At 63.9% G+C, this 20,326-nt stretch carries 17 protein-coding genes; 8 read left to right on the plus strand and 9 right to left on the minus strand.

Annotated features, from left to right (window positions below):
• The first annotated feature begins 101 nt into the window (after positions 1-101).
• Positions 102-1,673, plus strand: coding sequence for a Re/Si-specific NAD(P)(+) transhydrogenase subunit alpha (locus tag L867_RS0120110; RefSeq protein WP_028738519.1), 1,572 nt, complete (start codon positions 102-104; stop codon positions 1,671-1,673).
• Positions 1,674-1,686: 13 nt separating this feature from the next.
• Positions 1,687-3,132 (plus strand): NAD(P)(+) transhydrogenase (Re/Si-specific) subunit beta, encoded by a 1,446-nt coding sequence (locus L867_RS0120115; RefSeq protein WP_028738520.1) that lies wholly within the window; start codon positions 1,687-1,689, stop codon positions 3,130-3,132.
• Positions 3,133-3,403: 271 nt separating this feature from the next.
• On the opposite strand, the gene L867_RS0120120 is transcribed toward L867_RS0120115, so the two are convergent.
• From L867_RS0120120 to L867_RS0120160, 9 genes are all read right to left on the minus strand, one after another.
• A complete protein-coding gene (locus L867_RS0120120; protein ID WP_084638665.1) occupies positions 3,404-4,054 on the minus strand; it encodes a hypothetical protein in 651 nt (216 codons plus the stop codon).
• 59 nt (positions 4,055-4,113) lie between these two features.
• On the minus strand, positions 4,114-4,785 hold the full coding sequence (locus L867_RS0120125) for a TetR/AcrR family transcriptional regulator (protein ID WP_028738522.1): 672 nt from the start codon (positions 4,783-4,785) through the stop codon (positions 4,114-4,116).
• Positions 4,786-4,792: 7 nt separating this feature from the next.
• Positions 4,793-6,454, minus strand: a complete 1,662-nt coding sequence (locus L867_RS0120130) for an amidohydrolase (RefSeq protein WP_028738523.1) — start codon at positions 6,452-6,454, stop codon at positions 4,793-4,795.
• Positions 6,455-6,575: 121 nt separating this feature from the next.
• Positions 6,576-8,249: an amidohydrolase gene (locus tag L867_RS0120135; RefSeq protein WP_028738524.1), complete on the minus strand. Its 1,674-nt coding sequence runs from the start codon at positions 8,247-8,249 to the stop codon at positions 6,576-6,578.
• Between the two features lie 31 nt (positions 8,250-8,280).
• Positions 8,281-9,462, minus strand: coding sequence for a serine hydrolase domain-containing protein (locus L867_RS0120140; RefSeq protein WP_028738525.1), 1,182 nt, complete (start codon positions 9,460-9,462; stop codon positions 8,281-8,283).
• Between the two features lie 70 nt (positions 9,463-9,532).
• Positions 9,533-10,567 carry an extracellular solute-binding protein gene (locus tag L867_RS0120145; protein WP_028738526.1) on the minus strand — a complete coding sequence of 345 codons (1,035 nt, stop codon included), beginning with the start codon at positions 10,565-10,567 and terminating at the stop codon, positions 9,533-9,535.
• A gap of 18 nt (positions 10,568-10,585) precedes the next feature.
• Entirely contained in the window at positions 10,586-11,395 is an 810-nt protein-coding gene (locus L867_RS0120150) for an ABC transporter permease (RefSeq protein ID WP_028738527.1), read from the minus strand.
• Positions 11,388-12,308: an ABC transporter permease gene (locus L867_RS0120155; protein WP_028738528.1), complete on the minus strand. Its 921-nt coding sequence runs from the start codon at positions 12,306-12,308 to the stop codon at positions 11,388-11,390. The genes L867_RS0120150 and L867_RS0120155 overlap by 8 nt, the downstream gene beginning before the upstream one ends.
• A 3-nt stretch (positions 12,309-12,311) precedes the next feature.
• Positions 12,312-13,409, minus strand: a complete 1,098-nt coding sequence (locus L867_RS0120160; protein WP_028738529.1) for an ABC transporter ATP-binding protein — start codon at positions 13,407-13,409, stop codon at positions 12,312-12,314.
• 585 nt (positions 13,410-13,994) lie between these two features.
• Here L867_RS0120160 and L867_RS0120165 point away from each other — a divergent pair.
• The 6 genes from L867_RS0120165 (at position 13,995) to L867_RS0120190 (ending at position 20,324) form a co-directional block, all read left to right on the plus strand.
• On the plus strand, positions 13,995-15,047 hold the full coding sequence (locus L867_RS0120165) for a dipeptidase (protein ID WP_028738530.1): 1,053 nt from the start codon (positions 13,995-13,997) through the stop codon (positions 15,045-15,047).
• 52 nt (positions 15,048-15,099) lie between these two features.
• Positions 15,100-16,740, plus strand: a complete 1,641-nt coding sequence (locus tag L867_RS0120170; RefSeq protein ID WP_028738531.1) for an ABC transporter substrate-binding protein — start codon at positions 15,100-15,102, stop codon at positions 16,738-16,740.
• 68 nt (positions 16,741-16,808) lie between these two features.
• Positions 16,809-17,813, plus strand: a complete 1,005-nt coding sequence (locus tag L867_RS0120175) for an ABC transporter permease (RefSeq protein WP_408605998.1) — start codon at positions 16,809-16,811, stop codon at positions 17,811-17,813.
• On the plus strand, positions 17,810-18,742 hold the full coding sequence (locus L867_RS0120180) for an ABC transporter permease (protein WP_037174051.1): 933 nt from the start codon (positions 17,810-17,812) through the stop codon (positions 18,740-18,742). Before L867_RS0120175 ends, L867_RS0120180 begins: the two co-directional genes overlap by 4 nt.
• Positions 18,739-19,572, plus strand: coding sequence for an ABC transporter ATP-binding protein (locus L867_RS0120185; protein WP_028738534.1), 834 nt, complete (start codon positions 18,739-18,741; stop codon positions 19,570-19,572). The genes L867_RS0120180 and L867_RS0120185 overlap by 4 nt, the downstream gene beginning before the upstream one ends.
• Positions 19,569-20,324 carry an ABC transporter ATP-binding protein gene (locus L867_RS0120190; protein ID WP_028738535.1) on the plus strand — a complete coding sequence of 252 codons (756 nt, stop codon included), beginning with the start codon at positions 19,569-19,571 and terminating at the stop codon, positions 20,322-20,324. Before L867_RS0120185 ends, L867_RS0120190 begins: the two co-directional genes overlap by 4 nt.
• The last annotated feature ends 2 nt before the right edge of the window (positions 20,325-20,326 follow it).

The following is a 20,326-nucleotide window of genomic DNA, read 5'->3' on the forward strand; positions in this document are numbered from 1 at the left end:
CTCACATGAGGGGGAAAGTGGGCTGGACATGATTGTCGCATTCTGCTCGTTTTCACGCCGAAATTGTTCGACTTTAGCCTAATGCGAGATGGGAGACGGGTTTGAAGATCGGTTCGCCACGGGAGTTGTTTGCGGGGGAGGCACGCGTCGCGATGACCCCCGACAGCGCGCTTCAGCTGAAAAAGCTGGGCTATGACTGCATCATCGAAGGCGGAGCCGGCAAGGCTGCCGGCTTTTCCGACGACGCCTACCGCGCCGTCGGTGTCGAGGTGGTCGAGGGCGCCGAGGCGCTCTATGCCAGCGCCGACGTGATCGCCAAGGTGCGTCCGCCGGAGACGGTGGAAGTGGAGCGTCTGTCTTCGGACAAGACGCTGATTTCCTTCTTCTACCCGGCCCAGAACAAGGAGCTTCTGGAACGCGCCCGGGACAAGGGCGCCAATGTCATCGCCATGGACATGGTGCCGCGTATTTCCCGCGCCCAGAAGATGGACGCGCTGTCGTCGATGGCTAATATCGCCGGTTATCGCGCCGTGATCGAGGCCGGCAATAATTTCGGCCGCTTCTTCACCGGCCAGGTGACGGCCGCCGGCAAGGTTCCGCCGGCCAAGGTGTTGGTCATCGGCGCCGGCGTCGCCGGTCTTGCCGCGATCGGCACGGCGACCTCGCTCGGCGCCATCACCTACGCCTTCGACGTGCGTCCCGAGGTGGCCGAGCAGATCGAATCGATGGGCGCCCAGTTCGTCTATCTCGAGTTCGAAGCGACCCAGGACGGGGCGGCGACTGGTGGTTATGCGGCCCCTTCCTCGCCGGAATTCCGCGAGAAGCAGCTGGCCAAGTTCCGCGAACTCGCGCCCGAGATCGATATCGTCATCACCACGGCGCTGATCCCCGGCCGCGACGCGCCGAAGCTCTGGCTCGCCGACATGGTGGCTTCGATGAAGCCGGGCTCGGTGGTCATCGACCTTGCCGCCGAACGCGGCGGCAATTGCGACCTGACCGTGCCGGACCAGAAAATCGTCTCGGAGAACGGCGTGACGATCGTCGGCTATACCGACTTCCCGAGCCGCATGGCGGCCCAGGCCTCGACGCTCTACTCGACCAATATCCGCCACATGATGACGGACCTCACGCCGGCCAAGGACGGCATGATCGTCCACAACATGGAAGACGACGTCATCCGCGGCGCGACCGTTGCCAAGGACGGCGAGATCACCTATCCGCCACCGCCGCCGAAGATCCAGGCGATCGCCGCGGCCAAGCCGAAGGAAAAGGTCAAGGAGCTGACGCCGGAGGAGAAGCGGGCCAAGGAGGTCGCCGCCTTCAAGGTGCAGACCCGCAACCAGGTCGGCCTCTTGGTGATCGGCGGACTGCTGATGGCGCTGGTCGGCGCCTATGCGCCGTCCGAGTTCATGGCGCATCTGATCGTCTTCGTGCTCGCCTGCTTCATCGGCTTCTCGGTGATCTGGAATGTCAGCCACTCGCTGCACACGCCGCTGATGGCGGTGACGAACGCCATTTCCGGCATCGTCATCATCGGTGCCCTGCTGCAGGTCGGGTCCGGCAACTGGCTCATCGTCATCCTGGCCGCGCTTTCGGTGCTGATCGCCACGATCAACATCGTCGGCGGCTTCCTCGTCACCCGGCGCATGCTCGCCATGTTCCAGAAGTCTTGAGGGGGATAGGGTCATGACGATCGGTATCGTTTCCGCCGCCTATATCGCTGCGGCCGTTCTATTCATCCTCTCGCTCGGCGGACTTTCCGGCCAGGAAAGCGCCAAGCGCGCCGTCTGGTACGGCATTGTCGGCATGGGGCTTGCCGTCGCTGCCACCGTCTTCGGACCGGATGTCGGCAACTGGTTCGTCATCCTGGTGATGATCGCCGGCGGCTCCGTGCTCGGCTATTACGTCGCCTCGCGCGTGCAGATGACCGAGATGCCGCAGCTGGTTGCGGCGCTCCACTCCTTCGTCGGCCTTGCCGCCGTGTTCATCGGCTACAATGCCGAGCTCGAACTCGGCCGGGTTGCCGGCATGGACGAGGCGGCGCGCCATGCGCTCACCGGCTTTGCCGCCGTTCTGGCGCACAAGCTGGCCGATCCGAGCGGTGCTCTGGTCGCCATCCTCAAGGTCGAGGTCTTCCTTGGCGTGTTCATCGGCGCGGTCACCTTCACCGGCTCCGTCGTCGCCTTCGGCAAGCTGGCCGGCAAGGTCGACGGCAAGGCGAAGAAGCTGCCGGGCGGGCACATGCTCAATGCCAGTGCGGCGATCGCCTCGCTGATCCTGCTTGTTCTGTATTTCAACGGCGCCGGCATCTGGGCCGTCATCCTGATGACGCTGCTCGCCTTCTTCATCGGCTATCACCTGATCATGGGCATCGGCGGCGCCGACATGCCGGTGGTCGTGTCCATGCTGAACAGCTATTCCGGCTGGGCGGCGGCGGCGATCGGCTTCACGCTCGGCAACGATCTTCTGATCGTCACCGGCGCGCTGGTCGGCTCCTCGGGTGCGATCCTGTCCTACATCATGTGCAAGGCGATGAACCGATCCTTCATCTCGGTCATCCTCGGCGGCTTCGGCACGGTCACGGGTCCCGCGATGGAGATCTCCGGCGAGCAGGTGGCGATCGACGCGGAAAGCGTGGCAGCCGCTCTCAATGAAGCCGACAGCGTCATCATCGTGCCGGGCTACGGCATGGCAGTCGCCCAGGCGCAGCAGGCGGTCTCGGAACTCACCCGCAAGCTGCGGGCTTCCGGCAAGTCCGTGCGCTTCGCCATCCATCCGGTGGCGGGCCGTCTTCCGGGCCACATGAACGTGCTCTTGGCCGAAGCCAAGGTGCCCTATGACATCGTCATGGAAATGGACGAGATCAATGACGACTTCCCCAACACGGACGTTGTCATCGTCATCGGCTCCAACGACATCGTCAATCCGGCGGCGGAGGAAGACCCGAACTCGCCGATCGCCGGCATGCCGGTGTTGCAGGTGTGGAAGGCCAAGCAGGTCTTCGTCTCCAAGCGTGGCCAGGGCACCGGCTATTCCGGCATCGAGAACCCGCTGTTCTACAAGGAGAACACCCGGATGTTCTACGGCGACGCCAAGAAGTCGGTCAGCGAACTGCTGCCGATGATCAAGTAAGATCGCACGCAGGTGTGAATGACAGAGGCCGGGCGGAGACGCCCGGCCTTTTCGTTTGGTCCGCTACCGAGATGCAGGCGGAAACCGATCTCCCCCCTTGTGGGGGAGATGCCCGGCAGGGCAGAGGGGGGCGACTTGCGCCGTGGGTCGGTGGATGCAAGCCCTCGTGCGCTTTGCCTGGCGGATACCCCCCCTCTGTCGGCTCTCGCCGACATCCCCCCTCAAGAGGGGAGATCATCTGTGGCCGGCCTCGGGTGCTGCGGCTGAAGGATCAGAGCCGGGGCGTTACCGCATAGCCGGCACTCAGGACAGCAACGAGGGTGGGCGGCGTCAGGACGGTCACCTCGGTCCGGTCTGGCAAGGTGAATGGCGCGCCATAGCACGCGTGGCTCCACGGATAGGCCTTGCCCTGCCAGTGCAGAAGCGGTGTCTGGGCTGCGGAGTCCGTTGTGAAAAAGCTGCCGTCGGGCAGGACGGCGAGGGTCGCCCGGTAGAGGCGCTTGGTCCTGCCGTCGAGACGTTCCCGGTGGAGAAGCGCGTCGATCTCGCGGGCTGGGACGAACTGGTCGTCGGGGCGGCCCGTGGCGCGGTTGAAGTGGCGCTTGAAGCGGAGGAAATCGGCGCGGCGGCATTCGGCGCAGGGGCGGTGGCCGGCGGCGAAGGCCAAGGCCTCGTCGAGGAAGAAGAGCGGCGTGTAATGGCCTTTCGTGTCGAAGACGACGCGGCGGCCGTTGCGCTCGGCGAGCGTGCAGCAGATCCACGCCTTGCCGACATGATGCCGGCGGATCGTGCCGTCCGGCCCGTGCAGGTCGCCGCGATTGCCCATCAGCGTACCGCGCGCGGGCGTGGCTTCGAGTTGGCCGAAGGGCGTCACCCGGTTGGGGCGGGGAGGGCGACGGGATGCCTGGGCGGTGTCGGGCATGGGATTGGGCCGCTGGATGGGGACGTCACCGGCATCCTAGCACGGCTCAGGCAAAGTGTTCAGCCCGCCGTGGTCCCGGCTTCGGATTGCAGCCGACGCAGCAGGTCGCGCGTGGCGATCACGAGGGTCTCGACGCCCTCATTGGTGTCGCCGTCGCGATAGAGCGAGAAGTTCTGCAGGATCAGGCCGTCGATGCCGATCAGCATGAAGCGGGCGACCGCACTGCCGATGCGCGACTTCTCCTCGGTCATCTCTCCCATGCCGTCGAAGATCAGCTTGCTGTAGAAGTCGATATAGGCGCCGTACTGGCGTGCGGCGAGCCAGTCGGCCCCTTGAGTCCTCAGCGCATAGAGCGTGAGCTCCGTCTGGGCGAGCTGCTTGTTGCGGGTGCGCTGGACATAGCGCCAGCTGGCGCGGATCAGCCCCTCGACGCGATCCAGCGGATCGGCCGGCAGGGGCATTTCCTGGCGGTAGGCGGTATCCATGTCGGCGATCAGGTCGTCGAGCACGGCCAGCAGCAGGTTTTCCTTGCTGTCGAAATAATAGTGCAGCGTCGCCAGTTTTACGCCGGCGCTGGCGGCGATCTTGCGCGTCGTCAGCGCCTCCATGCCGCCGTTCTCCAGCGCCTCCAGCGCACCGCGGATGATGCGGGCGCGGGTCTCGATCCCCTTGCGGGTGGCGCCCGGCGTCTTGCCGGGCGGTGAAATCGATGGGCGGCGTTCTTCGTCCATGGTGTCGTCAGGCTGCCTCGTAGGTGATGCGACCATCGCAGATTGTGAATTTGGGGGCCAGGGCGGCGATGTCCTCGGGTGCGCAGGCTTCGATGTCGCCGGAGAGCACGACCACGTCGGCGAGGTATCCCGGCTTCAGGACGCCCTTGCGGTCTTCCATGAACTCTACCCAGGCGCTGGTGCGGGTATAGGCCTTCAGCGTCTCGTCGAGCGTCAGGCGGTGGTCGGGCATGTCGTCCCTCCAGGGCTTCCGGGTCATGGCGTCATGGATGCACGACAGCGGCGGCAGCGGCGAGACCGGCCAGTCGGTGGCAAAGACGATCCGGGCGCCGGCATCGACCAGCGTCTTCCAGGCAAATGCGTAGGGCCAGCGCTCCTCGCCGATATAGGTGAGGTAGGGTTCGAGGGGAAGCCCGGCCGAGCCCGGCGGGTGGGTGGGCTGCATCGAGGCGATCGTGCCGAGTTCGGCAAAGCGGGGAATGTCGTCTGGGTGGACCACCTCGATATGTTCGACGCGGTTGCGGCTGTCGCGTTTGCCATTGGCCTTGATCGCCGCCTCGTAGCCGTCGAGCACCATGCGCACCGCGCCGTCGCCGATGGCATGGACCGCAACCGGCAGGCCGAGGCGGTCGGCCTCGACGGCGACCTGGTTGAAGTGCTCGGCGGAGAACAGCGGCTCGCCCTTCCAGCCGGGCTTGTGGGCGTAGTCGTCGACGAAGACGGCGGTCTCGCCTTCGGTCACGCCGTCCATGAATACCTTGACGAAGTTGCAGCGCAGCTTGTCGGTGTTGAAACGGTCCCGCCAGGCGGCGGCCTTTTCCTCAAGATCGGTGAGCGGCATGAAGTTCTTCATGTGGAAGGGCATGCGCACGCGGGCGGGCAGGCCCTCAGTATCCTCGATCTCTTTCAGCAGTTCCAGCTGATAGAGATTTCCGTCCATGTTCTGGAACGAGGTGATGCCGAGCGAGGCGCAGTAGGCGAGGCCCTGCTTGAGGACGGCGATATCGCCGGCGCGCTCGGCGGCCGTCACGGTCTCCGGTTCGCCGCCGGTGCCGACGCCCAGCCCTTCGCGGCCGCCGGTCGCGCTCATGATGGCAACCGGCCGCATGGCATTGGACTCGCGCAATTCGCCATTGGCCAATCCGTCGTCGCCCATGACAATCTCATTGCCGACTCCGACATCGCGGCCATGCAGGATGCCGGCCTTTTCCAGCGCGATCGTGTTGGCCCAGGCGGTGTGGCGATCGGGCGCGACCATCATGAAGGGACGGTCGGGGATGATGCGGTCGAGATGGTAGCGGGTGACGCGCTCCTCTTCGGAGAGCACCGTGTAGTCGACCGACTGGCCGACCAGAAGCTCGAGATGCGGATTGGCTGCGGCATAGGCCGTGATCGCAGCGCTGAGATCATCGAAGCCCTTGACGCCGAACAGTGACAGTTCGTTGAGCGCGACGGAGCCGCCGAAGATGTGCATGTGGGCTTCGTTGAAGCCCGGCATGACCGTGGCGCCACCGGCATCGATGATGCGGGTCGAGGGTGTCGCCAGCGCTGCGATCTCGGCCTCGCTGCCGACGGCTGCGATCCGGTTGCCGGCAATCGCCACGGCCTGCGCCTGAGGCGCATCGTCGTCCATGCTGAGCACGCGAGCATTGCGAATGATGATGTCCATGGTCGTTCGTCCGTCTTGCTGGGTGTCTTCGACACGCTTGGGGCAGGGCGAAGCCTTCGCCCATCGGTTCGGGGTTCTGGCGCGGAAGCGGCTGTCGCGTTCCCGCGCCGAGGCTCAGCCCTCAGGCTGCCTGATGGGTGATGCGGCCGTCGCAGATGGTGACGGCGGTGCGGACCGTATCCATGATCTGGTCCGGCGCGACATGCTCGATGTCGTGCGACAGGACGACGATGTCGGCGAGGAAGCCGGGCTTCAGCTTGCCCTTGCGGTCTTCCATGAACTCGACCCAGGCGCCGATCGCGGTGTAGGCCTCAAGCGATTCCATGAGCGTGAAGCGCTGGTCGGGAAGGCCGTCCTTCCACGGCTTGCGGGTCAGCGCATCCTGGATGCACTGGAAGGGCGAAACCGGCGAGACCGGCCAATCGGAGGCGAAGACGACAGGGGCGCCGGCCTCCTTCATCGTGCGCCAGGCATAGGCATATTCCCAGCGATCCTCGCCGATGCGGGCGTCGGTCGGCTCCAGCGGGAAACAGGTGCCGCCGGGAACGTGGACCGGCTGCATCGAGGCGACGACGCCGAGTTCCTTGAAGCGCGGAATGTCGGCCGGGTCGATGATCTCGATGTGCTCGATGCGGTGGCGGAGATCTCGTCTGCCGTTCGCCTTGACCGCCGCCTCGTAGCCGTCGAGCGTCTGGCGGATGGCGGCGCTGCCGATCGCGTGCACGGCGACCTGCAGGCCGAGCGCGTCGGCCTTGGTGGCGATGGCGTTGAAGGCCTCGGTGGAGAACAGGGGCTCGTAGGTGTAGCCCGGGCGATCGCCGTAACCTTCGAGCATGAAGGCGGTCTGGCTGTCGAGCACGCCGTCCATGAAGACCTTGACGAAGTCGCCCCGCACCATGTCGGTGGCAAATTCCGTCTTCCACTTAGCCGCCTTGTCGAGCTCGGCGAGATCCATGAAGTTCTTCATGTGGAAGGGGATTCGGATGCGGCAGGGGAGTTCGCCCGCCTGCTCCAGGTCGTGCATCAGGCGCAGCTGGTAGTGATTGCCGTCAAAATTCTGGATCGAGGTGACGCCCCAGGAGGCGCAATATTCCAGGCCGTTCTTCAGGATCGCCCGGTCCAGCGCGTATTGGTCGGGCGTGACGTTTTCCGGATCCATGCCGGTGACCATGCCGAGTTCCTCGCGGCCGCCGGTCGAGGCAAGGGCTGAGACCGGACCGAAGGCATTGCCTTCGCGCAGTTCGCCGCTGGCCATGCCGTCGTCTCCCATGACGACCTCATTGCCGACCCCGACATCCTTGCCGTGCAGCAGGCCGGCCTTTTCAAGGGCCGCGGTATTGGCCCAGGCGGTGTGATGGTCGGGGGCGAACATCATGAAGGGCCGATCGGGAAGGATCGCGTCGAGGTGGTGGCGGGTGACTGATTCGGTCAGCGAGATGATGGAATAGTCGGCCGAAAAACCCATCAGCAGCGGTTCGTCCGGGTTGGCGGCGGCATAGTCCTGCATGGCTTTCTTCAGCGCCTCGAAGCCCTGGATGCCGTGCAGGTTGAGCTGGCGGAGCGAAACCGAGCCGGGGAAGATGTGCATATGGGCTTCGTTGAAACCCGGCAGGACCGTGGCACCCTTGGCGTCGATCACCTTCGCGGACGGACCGGCCAGCGCCGTGATCGCGTCATTCGAGCCGACGGCGAGGATGCGGTTGCCGGCGACGGCGACGGCCTCGGCGCTGGGAGAAGCCTCGTCCATGGTCAGAACGCGGGCGTTGCGGATGATGAGGTCGGCGGTCTGGGGCATGGTGTCAGTCCTGGATAGGTATGTGCGGCGGTCAGGCGCCAAGGCGGCTGAGGGCGCGGAAGAAGGCGAAATTGTCCTGCTTGAGTTCGTCGTCGAGCGGGTTGGGCTGCGACGAAAGCTTGACGATCACCGTTTCGGTCGACGGGTCGACATAGAGCCACTGGCCATGGATGCCGATGGCGCAGAAGGCACCGTCCGGCTCGCCGGTCTGGTACCACTTGCTGCGGTAGCGGCCGTTCGGCAGCATGGTCGGCTGGCTTGCCGCCCAGGCGGCAGGGTCGCCGGCGGTCTGCATGTCTTCGACCCAGGCGGCGGGCACGACCTGGCGGCCGTTCGCGGTTCCGCCGTCGAGAAGCATCTGGCCGACGCGGGCTAGGTCGCGGGCGGTGACGCAGACGCCGCCGGCCGAACGGGCTGTGCCCGCGCCATCGACGCTGACGAGCGCATGGTTCTTCGCGCCGAGCGGTTTCCACAAGAGGTCCGAGAACAGGTCGGCATAGCGCCGGCCCGAGGCGCGCTCGATCAGGATGCCGAGCAGGTCGGAATTGGGCGAGGCATAGAAGAACGGACCGCCATGCGGGCGGTCGGCCTTCTGCAGGGTCATCAGGAATTCGGTCAGGGTTTCGACCGGAGCGCCGGGTTCGGCCGGGTTCCACAGCGTCGAGCGGCGATAGCGGGCAAAGGCGCCGTCCTTGGTGAGATAGGCCTCGTCGAAGTCGAGGCTGACGCGCATGTCGAGCACGTCGCGGAAGCTGCAATCGCCATAGGCCGAGCCTTTGGCTTCAGGGATCAGGTTGACGACCGGGCAGTCGGGATCGATGACGCCCTGGTCCTGCAGCACGGCGGAGACCAGCGCGGTCAGCGACTTGCTGACGGAAAAGACGATGTGGCGCGCGTTGACATGGGTGTGCGGCGCGTAGTGTTCGGCGACGATCTGGCCGCCCTTCATCAGAACGAAGGCGTCGGTATGGGCATGGTCGAGGAATGCGCGGGCATTGCTGGTGCCGGCAAGCCCGGTCTCCAACGCCGCATCGAGCAGGGGCGAGGTTGTGAGCGCGGTTTCCGGCTCTTCGGCTCCAGCGCGGATCTCGGTGGTCGGCACCATTTCGCGCAGGTTCTGGAACGACCAGCGGCTATAGGGGGCGGTACGCCAGTTGGCGATCGTCACGTCGCGGCGCTCGAAGCCGTGGGTCGTCTTGAATTCGGTGGTCATGGGACGCGGATCCTTGCAACGGGAGAGCCTGAGGGCTCTCCCGTCTTCGTGGCATTGGGATATGGGCCGGTTACTTCTGAATTTCGGTCCAGATCTTGGTGTAGATTTCCTGGACTTCCGGCTTGCAGGCGAGGTTGAACTTGCCGGCGGCCTTGGCCGATTCCGGGATGTTCACTTCCGGGGCGGTCTTCATGTCTTCCGGCATGAAGGCGTCCGAACCCTTGATGCCGTTCGCGTAGCGGGCGAAGGCGGAAATCAGGGCTGCGTTTTCCGGTTCCATGATGAAGTTCAAGAACAGCTTGGCGTTGTCGACGTTCTTGGCGTCCTTGAGGATCGAAGCATTGTCCATCCAGATCGGATAGCCTTCCTTCGGATAGCCATAGACGATGTTCGGGTTGGCCAGACGGCCGCGGAAGGTTGCGCCGTTCCAGTCGACCGAAGCCGCAAGGTCGCCCTTGGTGTATTTCTCGACGGTACCGTAGTCCATCGAGATCCACTTCGGCTTGGCGGCGACCAGCAGGTCGCGGACCTTCTTCAGCACTTCCATGTCGCCGGTGCAGGGTTCGCCGCCGGCATAGGTGACCGCGAGGTGCATGACGTCGGACATTTCCGGTACGACATTGACCTTGCCGACGAGTTCAGCCGGCGGGTCGAGGAAGATGGCAGACGTGTTCGGATCACCGGCATAGACCGACTTGTCGACGGCAACGCCGGTCGTGCCCCACTGCCACGGAACCGAATAGTGACGGCCCGGATCGAACGGAACGTCGACCCACTGCGGATCGATATTCTTGAAGTTCTCCAGCTGGTCCGGACGGGACTCGAGCAGCAGGCCTTCGCCGATGAAGATCGGCATGGCGGATGCCGAGGGAACGACGATGTCGAAGCCGTGGCCGCCCTGGCGGATCTTGGCGAGCGCCGTGTCGTTGGAGTCGTAGTCGGTCAGGGTCACCTTGACCTTGAACTTCTCTTCGAACTTCTTGATCATCTCGGGGTTGGTATAGTTGCCCCAGTTGAAGATGTTCAGTTCACCTTCGGCATGGGCGAACGTCGCCGATGCGATCAGAGCCACCACGCTGGCGGCGAGCTTGAGGGTATGCTTCATGGTTCCCACTCCTGTTTTCTACTCGGTTTTTTCGTTGGATCTGCTGAGGAAGAAGAAGATCGTGACGACCGCCAGCGACAGCAGCAGAAATACTGTCGAGATGGCGTTCATTTCCGGCGTGATGGCGCGACGCAACTGGCCGAGCATGTAGGTCGGGAGGGTATCCTGACCGCCGGATTTCACGAATTCGGTGATCACCACGTCATCGAGCGAGATGACGAAAGCCAGCATCAGGCCGGCGAGGATGCCGGGCCACAGAAGCGGCAGGGTGACATAGCGGAACGCCTTGAACGGGGTCGCGTAGAGATCGGCGGCCGCGCGCTCGAGGGCCAGATCCATGCTTTCGAGGCGGGCGCGGATCGGCAGATAGGCGAAGGGAATGCAGAAGGCGGTATGGGCCATGATCAGGTAGCCGAGACCGGAATAGCCGCTCCAGACCTTGACCCGCGAGAAGAAGATCAACAGCGCCACGGCGGTGACGATTTCCGGCACCATCAGCGGCATGTTGATGAAGGAATATTTGAACGTCAGGCCGCGATAGGGCTCCGTGCGGGTCGTGGCGATGGCCGCGAGCGTTGCGGCCGCCGTTGCGATGACCGCGGCGACGGCGGCGATCTCGACGGAGCGGATCGACGATTCGATCACCTGGCTGTTGTTCCAGGCGGCGGCGAACCAGCGCATCGAGAAGCCTTCCCACCGGGCGATCGATGTGCCCGAGTTGAAGGCATAGACGACCAGCGTGAAGATCGGCACGTAGAGGATGGCGAAGCAGAGCATCGCGATCGCGGCGAAGCCCGGCTGGACGCGGATGTCGAAGCGCTTATGCATGGCCGCCTCCGGTCTTTCCGGCATTCTTGACATAGTAGAGCATGGCCGCCAGCACGATGATGACGAGCGTGATCGACAGCGAGGCGCCGAGCGGCCAGTTGCGGCCCTGGCCGAACTGCAGTTCGATCAGGTTGCCGATCATCAGGTTCTTGCCGCCGCCGAGGATGCGCGGAATGACGTAGGACGACAGCGCCGGGATGAAGACCAGGATCGAGCCGGCGATGATGCCGGGCTTGACCAGGGGGATGATGATCCGGCGCAGGACCTGGAAGCGGGTCGCGTAGAGGTCATAGCCGGCCTCGACCAGTCGGAAGTCGATCTTTTCCATGCTGGCATAGAGCGGAAGCACCATCAGCGGCAGATGCACATAGGCCATGCCGAGAAGGATGGCGAAGTCGGTATAGAGCATCTGGATCGGCGCCGAGATGACGCCGAGCTTCATCAGGATGGTGTTGACCAGGCCTTCGTTGCGGATCATTTCCTGAATGGCGAAGCCGCGGATCAGCATGTTGGTCCAGAACGGGATGGTGATCAGGAACAGCCAGACCTGGCGGTATCGGGCAGGGCGGCTGGCAATGAAATAGGCCGTCGGAAAACCGAAGACCAGCGAGGCGATGGTGGTGGCGACCGCCAGCTTGATCGAGCGCCAGAGGATGCTCACATGGGCGTCGGCGATCGACAGCGTATCGTCGAAAATGTCGCGCTCCATGAACACGCTGAACCAGGCCTGGGTCGAGAACTCCCACTTGACATCGCCGTAGCTACCCGCAGCGAGGAAGGAATAGACCAGGACGATCAGAAGCGGGCCGACGCCGGCCAGCGTGATCAGAATCAGGGCCGGCGTGCTCAGGAGCCAGCGGTTGCGAATGTCCTTGCTTTTTGCCGCGCTCGCGGCTTCGGCTGCGGTGCTCATCCGTCAATCCCTCAGGATCTGCGCGGCCTGCGGGCCGAGGCGGACGGCGACACGCGATCCCTTCACATGGGGGATGCCGCCGGAGCGCGTGTTCTGCTCGCGCACGATGAAGGCATCGCCGCTGTCGAGCTGGACGTGGAAGTGGGTGTCGGTGCCGAAATAGATCGCATCGACCAGTTCACCGTCGAAGCTGCCGGTGCCCGGTTCGCCGAGCGAGGCGTGTTCCGGACGGATGACGATGGTGACCTTGCCGGAGGGACGACCCTCTTCGGGCAATGAGGCTTCGATCACCTCGCCGGAGCCGAGGCGCACGCTGCCGGTCGTTTCGGACAGGTCGAGAATATCGCCCGCCAGGAAATTCGATTCGCCGATGAAGTCGGCGACGAAACGGTCGGAGGGACGCTCGTAGATCTCGTGGGCCGAGCCGACCTGCCGGACTTCGCCATTCGACATGACCGCGATGCGGTCCGACATGGTGAGCGCTTCTTCCTGGTCGTGGGTGACGAAGATGAAGGTGATGCCGGTCTCGGCCTGTACGCGCTTCAGTTCGATCTGCATTTCCTTGCGCAGCTTGTAGTCGAGGGCCGACAGCGGCTCGTCGAGCAGCAGGACCTTCGGCTTGGGTGCAAGGGCGCGGGCGAGCGCCACGCGCTGCTGCTGGCCGCCGGAGATCTGGCTGACCTGGCGGTCCTTCATGGCCTCCATGTGGACGAGCGCCAGCATCTCGTCGACGCGGGCCTTGATCTCGGCTGCGGGCTTGCCGAGCATCTTCAGGCCGAAGCCGATGTTTTCGGCCACCGTCATGTGGGGGAACAGCGCGTAGGACTGGAAGACGGTGTTGACCGGGCGCTTGAACGGCGGCAGCGGCGCGATGTCCTGGCCGTGCAGCAGGATTTCGCCGCTCGTCGGGAAGTCAAAGCCGGCGATCAGCCGAAGAAGCGTGGTCTTGCCGCAGCCCGAAGGTCCGAGCAGCGTGAAGAATTCGTTTTCCCGGATGGTCAGAAACACTCTGTCCAGCGCGGTTACCTGGGCATTGCCGTAGCCGTAGACTCGGCTCACACCCCGGATTTCGATTGCGGCCTCTTTCGATATCGAACTCAAGAAATATCCCCAGTTTCAAATGGATCTTTTTCGGCAACATTCCCGTCCCGGCGTCGTCGACCTGAGGTCGCGTCCGGTAGGCTCGTCTGACCATGGCGACGCAATAAGCGTGCCATGCACTGCAAAGTGAATAATTCCTCCGCGTCTGTCCAATTCGTGGCACGAAATGCCCCGAACCGACGACAAATGCGCTGTCTCAGGCATCGTCAATCCTCCCGAGGCTCCTCCAAGCCCCATCCCGCCGGGAGCGGAATTTCTGCATGTTGCCGCAAATTTGGTCGGTTGACCATTTTTATTTCGCCAGTCGGAGCAAAAATTGAGCGCCCCTGGTTTTTTCCTCCGGTGGCCGCCATTTGCCGCCGCGGCAAATGCAGTGAAATTGACGGGAATGGGCCGGCATCGACTCTACCGATCCGTGCATCACTTTGTAACTTCACAATTTTTTTTGGCTTGAACCGGCCGGCGATTTAGTTCTACGTTAGTTCAACAAGCGTTTTCGGCCTCTGTCTTCTCGACGTCGGACAGGGCCGCTTCGTCGACTTGGTTTCTTTCAATCTGGCTATCAGACGGCAGGAATTTCTTTTCATGGAACGGGTATTCGACGGTCACAACGACGTCTTGCTGAGGCTCTGGCGCGGGCGGGCGAACGGGTCGGACCCCGTCGCCGAGTTCGTCAACGGCACGAGCGAAGGGCACATCGACGGCCCCCGGGCCAAGGCCGGTGGCCTGGCAGGTGGTCTCTGCGCCATCTTCATTCCGTCGCCCGGCGAGTTCGCGCTGAAGGAGCCTGATGCCAACGGCCATTATGCAACGCCGCTCGAGGCGCCGCTGACGCGCCCGCCGTCGCTCGACATTGCACTGGATATGGCATCGATCGCCCTCAGGCTCGACCGGGCCGGCGCGTGGCGGCTCTGCCGCTCGACCGCGGAAATCCGTAAGGCCATGGACGACGGCGTGTTCGCCGCGGTCATGCACATGGAAGGCTGCGAGGCGATCGACGAGGATCTCGACGCTTTGGAAACCTTCTACGCGGCGGGCCTGCGTTCGCTCGGGCCGGTCTGGAGCCGCAACAACATTTTCGGCCATGGCGTGCCGTTTGCCTATCCAATGTCGCCGGACACCGGCCCGGGGCTGACCGCCGCGGGTTTCGAACTGGTGAAAACCTGCAACCGGCTCGGCATTCTGGTCGACCTCGCCCATATCACCGAACAGGGCTTCTGGGATGTGGCGAAGACCAGCGATCAGCCGCTCGTCGCCAGCCATTCCAACGTGCATTCGCTGACCCCCGTGGCGCGCAACCTCACGGACAAACAGTTCGACGCGATCAAGGAGAGCCGCGGCCTGGTGGGCCTCAACTATGCCGTCACCATGCTGCGTGACGATGCACGGGACGACGCGGCAACTCCGCTCAGCGACATGGTCCGCCACGTGGACTACATGGTGGAGCGTATGGGGATCGACTGCGTGGCGCTCGGTTCGGACTTCGACGGCGCGACGATTCCGGCCGAGATCGCCGACGCGAGCGGCAACCAGAATCTGGTTGCGGCCCTCAGGGGTGCCGGATACGCTGATCAAGACCTTGCGAAAATATGCCGGGAAAACTGGCTGAGAGTTCTGGCATCCGCCTGGCACGAATAGCCCGCGGACGTTCTGGAAAAACAAACCTTAAGCAAACAGGGGAACGAAGAAGATGATGCACTCATTGAACAAGAAGATGCGCCTGCTGACCAGCAGTGCGGCCATGGCGCTGCTGCTGGCAGCCGCCCCGCAGGCCTTTGCCGCGACGCCGGCCGACACGCTGGTCGAGGGCTTTGCCTTCGACGACATCATCTCGCTCGATCCGGGCGAGGCCTTCGAGCTGTCGACCGCCGAAATCACCGCCAACACCTATAGCAAGCTGGTCGGCCTCGACCCGTCCGACACCTCGAAGGTCGTCGGCGAACTGGCCGAAAGCTGGACGATTTCCGACGACGGCATGACCTATACCTTCAAGCTGAAGTCCGGCCTGAAGTTCGCCTCCGGCAATCCGATCACCGCCGAAGATGTGGCCTACTCCTTCGAGCGTGCCGTCAAGCTCGACAAGTCGCCGGCCTTCCTGCTGACCCAGTTCGGTCTCTCCGGCGACAACGTCGCGGAAAAGGCCAAGGCTGCCGATGAAGGCACCTTCGTCTTGACCGTCGACAAGGCGTATGCGCCGACCTTCGTGCTCAACGTGCTGACCTCGACGGTCGCTTCCGTCGTCGACAAGAAGCTCGTCTCCGAGAACGTCAAGCCGGTCACCCCGACCGCCGAATACAAGTACGACAACGACTTCGGCAACGAATTCCTGAAGACCGGCTATGCCGGTTCGGGCCCGTTCAAGATCCGCGAATGGCGCGCCAATGAAGTGGTCGTGCTGGAGCGCAACGACAACTACTTCGGCGAAAAGGCCAAGCTCGCCCGCGTCATCTATCGCCACATGAAGGAAAGCTCCGGCCAGCGCCTGGCGCTCGAGAACGGCGACATCGACGTCGCGCGTAACCTCGAGCCGGGTGACATTGAAGCCGTTTCCAAGAAGGAAGGCGTGGCCACCACGTCGGCTCCGAAGGGCACGCTCTACTACTTCAGCCTCAACCAGAAGAACCCGAACCTGGCCAAGCCGGAAGTCATCGAGGCCTTCAAGTATCTCGTCGACTATGACGCGATCGGCGAGACCCTGATCAAGGGCATCGGCACCATTCACCAGACCTTCCTGCCGTCCGGCCAGCTCGGCGCGCTCGACGACACGCCCTACACGTTCGACGTCGCCAAGGCCAAGGAACTGCTGGCCAAGGCCGGCCTTGCCGACGGCTTCACCGTCACCATGGACGTGCGCAACACCCAGCCGGTCACCGGCATTGCCGAAAACGTCCAGCAGACGCTCGCCCAGGCCGGCATCAAGCTGGAAATCATTCCCGGCGACGGCAAGCAGACGCTGACCAAGTATCGTGCCCGCCAGCACGACATCTACATCGGCCAGTGGGGCTCGGACTATTTCGACCCGAACTCCAATGCCGAAACCTTCACCTTCAACCCGGACAATTCGGACGAAGGCAAGAACAAGACGCTGGCATGGCGCAATTCCTGGGATCCGAAGGAACTGTCGACCAAGACGCAGGCCGCTCTGCTCGAAAAGGATTCGGCCGCACGCGCCGCGATCTATGAAGACCTGCAGAAGCAGGTTCTCGCCGCAGGTCCGTTCGTCGTCGTCTTCCAGCAGACCGAAGTCGCGGGTTACTCGGCCAAGGTGAAGGACTTCAAGCTCGGCCCGAGCTTCGATACCAACTTCGTCTACACAGTTTCCAAGGACTGAGGCCCTTGGCCCTTCTCGAGACAAAAACCGAGGCGCGGCGCTCCGGCGCCGGCGCCTCGGCATTCGCCATGTCGTTGCTACGGTTCCTCGTGACCGTAGTGACGACCTATCTCGGCCTTCTGGCCGTGACCTTCTTCATCGGTCGCGTCGTGCCGATCGATCCGGCCCTGGCGATCGTCGGCGATCGGGCGCCGATGCATGTCGTGGAGCGCGTGCGTGAAGAGCTTGGCCTCAACCTGCCGCTCTACCAGCAGTTCTTCATCTATATCCGCCAGGCGCTGACCGGCGACTTCGGCACCTCGGTACTGACCACCAATCCGGTGATGACCGACATCCGCCGGGTGTTTCCCGCGACGATCGAGCTTGCCACCGTCGGCACGCTGATCGGCGCGTTCCTCGGCGTGCCGCTCGGCGTGCTTGCCGCCGTCAAGCGCGGCTCGATCGCCGACCAGATCGTCCGGGTGATCGGCTTGATCGGCTATTCCGTGCCGATCTTCTGGCTCGGCCTTCTCGCCCTCGTGTTCTTCTATGCGAAGCTCAACTGGGTCGCCTATCCGGGACGCGTCGACATCCTCTACGAATATTCGTTCACGCCGGTGACCGGGTTCTTCCTGCTCGATGCCGCCTGGCAAAGGCAGTGGGACGTGCTGTGGGATCTGTTCCGCCACATCATCTTGCCCGGCGCGCTGCTCGGCTATTTCTCGCTCGCCTATATCAGCCGGATGACACGCTCCTTCATGCTGAACGAGCTTAGCCAGGAATATATCGTCGCCGCCCGTGCCAAGGGTCTTTCCGAGACTCGGATCATCTGGTTCCATGCGCTGCGAAACGCCGCCGTGCCGCTGATCACCGTGATCGCGCTCTCCTATGCCGGCCTGCTCGAAGGCTCGGTGCTGACCGAGACGATCTTCTCCTGGCCGGGCCTTGGCCTCTACATCACCAATTCGCTGCAGAATGCCGACATGAACGCCGTGCTCGGCGGCACGATGATCATCGGCGCCGTGTTCATTGCGATCAATCTCTTCTCGGACATCCTGTACCGGACGCTCGACCCGAGGACGCGCAGCCGATGAGCGAGACCCAAATGCAATCCACCCAAAGCCTGCGCGACTGGCTGCTCTCGGACCGGCCGCAATCGCGCCGCCAGGCCCGTCTCGGCCGCCTCTACATCATCTGGCAGCGGTTCTCCGAGAACCGGCTGGCCGTGCTCGGCCTGCTGATCCTGATCGGCCTGCTGTTCGTCGCGGCCTTTGCCGATGTGCTCGCCCCACACTCTCCGGTGCAGGGGGACCTGCGCAATTCCCGGCTTCTGCCGCCGGGCACGGCCGGTTTTCTGCTCGGCACCGACGACCAGGGCCGCGACATCCTTTCGCGCCTGATCCACGGTTCGAGGCTCACCCTGTTCGTCATCTTCCTGGTGGCGATCATCGCAGCCCCGATCGGCCTGATCGTCGGCACGGTGTCCGGTTATGCCGGGGGCTGGGTCGATGCCGTGCTGATGCGCATCACCGACATCTTTCTCGCCTTCCCGAAGCTCGTCCTGGCGCTGGCGCTGGTGGCGGCTCTGGGCCCGGGCATCGAGAACGCGGTCCTTGCCATCGCCATCACCTCGTGGCCGCCTTATGCGCGTATCGCACGCGCCGAGACGCTGACCTTCCGCAATTCGGACTTCATCGCCGCGGTCAAGCTGATGGGCGCCTCGCCGCTGCGCATCGTCGTTTCCCATATCATGCCGCTGTGCATGTCGTCGCTGATCGTGCGCGTCACGCTCGACATGGCGGGCATCATCCTCACGGCCGCCGGCCTCGGCTTCCTCGGTCTGGGTGCCCAGCCGCCTCTGCCGGAATGGGGTGCGATGATCGCGTCGGGCCGCCGCTTCATTCTCGACCAATGGTGGGTCGCGGCCATGCCGGGCTTTGCCATCCTGATCGTCTCGCTCGGCTTCAACCTTCTGGGCGACGGCCTGCGCGACGCGCTCGATCCGAAGGAGGCCGGCCAATGACGCCACTCCTCACCGTTCAAAACCTGAAAGTGAGCTTCCCGACCCGCACCGGGCTGATCGAGGCCGTGCGCGGCGTCAATTTCACGCTCGGCAAGGAGCGGCTCGGCATCGTCGGCGAGAGCGGCTCTGGCAAGTCGCAGACCGGCCGCGCCATCATGGGGCTGACGCCTGGCCATGCACGGATCACTGCCGACACGCTGGCCTTCGGCGACACGAACCTTCTGTCGATTTCGGCGCGGGAACGGCGTTCGCTGCGCGGCAAGAGGATCGCCATGATCCTGCAGGACCCGAAATATTCGCTGAACCCGGTCATGCCGATCGGCCGGCAGATCATGGAAACGCTGCAGACCCACGAACGGCTCTCCAATGCCGAGACCCGGGCGCGGGCGCTTGCCATGCTGGAGGCGGTGCAGATCAGCGATCCGGAGCGCGTCTTCGATCTCTACCCGCACGAGGTTTCGGGCGGCATGGGCCAGCGCGTGATGATTGCCATGATGCTGGTCTGTGGTCCCGAACTGCTGATCGCCGACGAGCCGACTTCCGCGCTCGACGTCACGGTGCAGCTCGAAGTGCTGGGGATTCTCGACAAGCTGGTTTCCGAGCGCGGCATGGGGCTGATCTTCATCAGCCACGACCTGCGGCTCGTCTCGTCCTTCTGCGACCGGGTGCTGGTCATGTATGCCGGGCGAGTGGTCGAGGAACTGCCGGCCTCGCGGCTTTCGGAGGCGAAGCATCCCTATACGCGCGGCCTGCTGAACTGTCTGCCGCAGATCAATTCCGACCGCCATCCCTTGCCCGTCCTCGAACGCCAGGCGGAGTGGGCGCTATGACCGTACCTGCACTTTCCATTCGCGACATGCTGGTCAGCTTCAACGGTTTTCGGGCGCTGGACGAGGTCAGCCTGGACATTGCCGAGGGCGAGTCCTTCGGCATCGTCGGGGAATCCGGATCCGGCAAGTCGACGCTGCTCAGGGCGGTGGCCGGCCTCAACCGTTTCGACAGCGGCACGCTGACCGTCAACGGCCGCAGCTTCACCGGCCACAAGCGCGACCATGAGTTCTATCGCACCGTGCAAATGGTGTTCCAGGATCCCTACGGCTCGCTGCATCCGCGCCAGACGGTCGACCGCCTGCTGCTCGAACCATTGGCCATTCACGGCTTCACCGACACCGAGACGCGGATCGCCCGCGCGCTCGACGAGGTGGGGCTTGGGACCGGCTTTCGTTTCCGCTTCTCGCACCAGCTGTCCGGCGGCCAGCGACAGCGCATCGCCATTGCCCGGGCGCTGATCGTCGAGCCGAAGATCCTGCTGCTCGACGAGCCGACCTCGGCGCTCGATGCGTCGATCCAGGCGGAAATTCTCAACCTGCTCGAACAGGCGCGCAAGGACCGCGGCCTCACCTTCGTGATGGTGAGCCACGACCTGGCGGTGATCAGCCATATGTGCGAGCGGCTTGCCGTGATGAAGACCGGCAAGGTGGTCGAGGCGCTCGATGTCGCGCAGCTGCGCTCCAGGGAGTTCTCCACCGACTATACCCGCCAGCTCATGGTGGCGAGCGAGGGCTTCGTGCGGGAAGCCTGAGC

Source organism: Paenirhizobium selenitireducens ATCC BAA-1503, assembly GCF_000518785.1.
GTDB classification, from domain to species: Bacteria; Pseudomonadota; Alphaproteobacteria; order Rhizobiales; family Rhizobiaceae; genus Allorhizobium; species Allorhizobium selenitireducens.

Excerpts from the sequence above, each read along its gene's own strand:
- L867_RS0120115 (WP_028738520.1), top strand. The coding sequence starts at position 1,687 with ATGACGATCGGTATCGTTTCCGCCGCCTATATCGCTGCGGCCGTTCTA.
- L867_RS0120120 (WP_084638665.1), bottom strand. The coding sequence starts at position 4,054 with ATGCCCGACACCGCCCAGGCATCCCGTCGCCCTCCCCGCCCCAACCGG.
- L867_RS0120125 (WP_028738522.1), bottom strand. The coding sequence starts at position 4,785 with ATGGACGAAGAACGCCGCCCATCGATTTCACCGCCCGGCAAGACGCCG.
- L867_RS0120130 (WP_028738523.1), bottom strand. The coding sequence starts at position 6,454 with ATGGACATCATCATTCGCAATGCTCGCGTGCTCAGCATGGACGACGAT.
- L867_RS0120135 (WP_028738524.1), bottom strand. The coding sequence starts at position 8,249 with ATGCCCCAGACCGCCGACCTCATCATCCGCAACGCCCGCGTTCTGACC.
- L867_RS0120140 (WP_028738525.1), bottom strand. The coding sequence starts at position 9,462 with ATGACCACCGAATTCAAGACGACCCACGGCTTCGAGCGCCGCGACGTG.
- L867_RS0120145 (WP_028738526.1), bottom strand. The coding sequence starts at position 10,567 with ATGAAGCATACCCTCAAGCTCGCCGCCAGCGTGGTGGCTCTGATCGCA.
- L867_RS0120150 (WP_028738527.1), bottom strand. The coding sequence starts at position 11,395 with ATGCATAAGCGCTTCGACATCCGCGTCCAGCCGGGCTTCGCCGCGATC.
- L867_RS0120155 (WP_028738528.1), bottom strand. The coding sequence starts at position 12,308 with ATGAGCACCGCAGCCGAAGCCGCGAGCGCGGCAAAAAGCAAGGACATT.
- L867_RS0120165 (WP_028738530.1), top strand. The coding sequence starts at position 13,995 with ATGGAACGGGTATTCGACGGTCACAACGACGTCTTGCTGAGGCTCTGG.
- L867_RS0120170 (WP_028738531.1), top strand. The coding sequence starts at position 15,100 with ATGATGCACTCATTGAACAAGAAGATGCGCCTGCTGACCAGCAGTGCG.
- L867_RS0120175 (WP_408605998.1), top strand. The coding sequence starts at position 16,809 with ATGTCGTTGCTACGGTTCCTCGTGACCGTAGTGACGACCTATCTCGGC.
- L867_RS0120180 (WP_037174051.1), top strand. The coding sequence starts at position 17,810 with ATGAGCGAGACCCAAATGCAATCCACCCAAAGCCTGCGCGACTGGCTG.
- L867_RS0120185 (WP_028738534.1), top strand. The coding sequence starts at position 18,739 with ATGACGCCACTCCTCACCGTTCAAAACCTGAAAGTGAGCTTCCCGACC.
- L867_RS0120190 (WP_028738535.1), top strand. The coding sequence starts at position 19,569 with ATGACCGTACCTGCACTTTCCATTCGCGACATGCTGGTCAGCTTCAAC.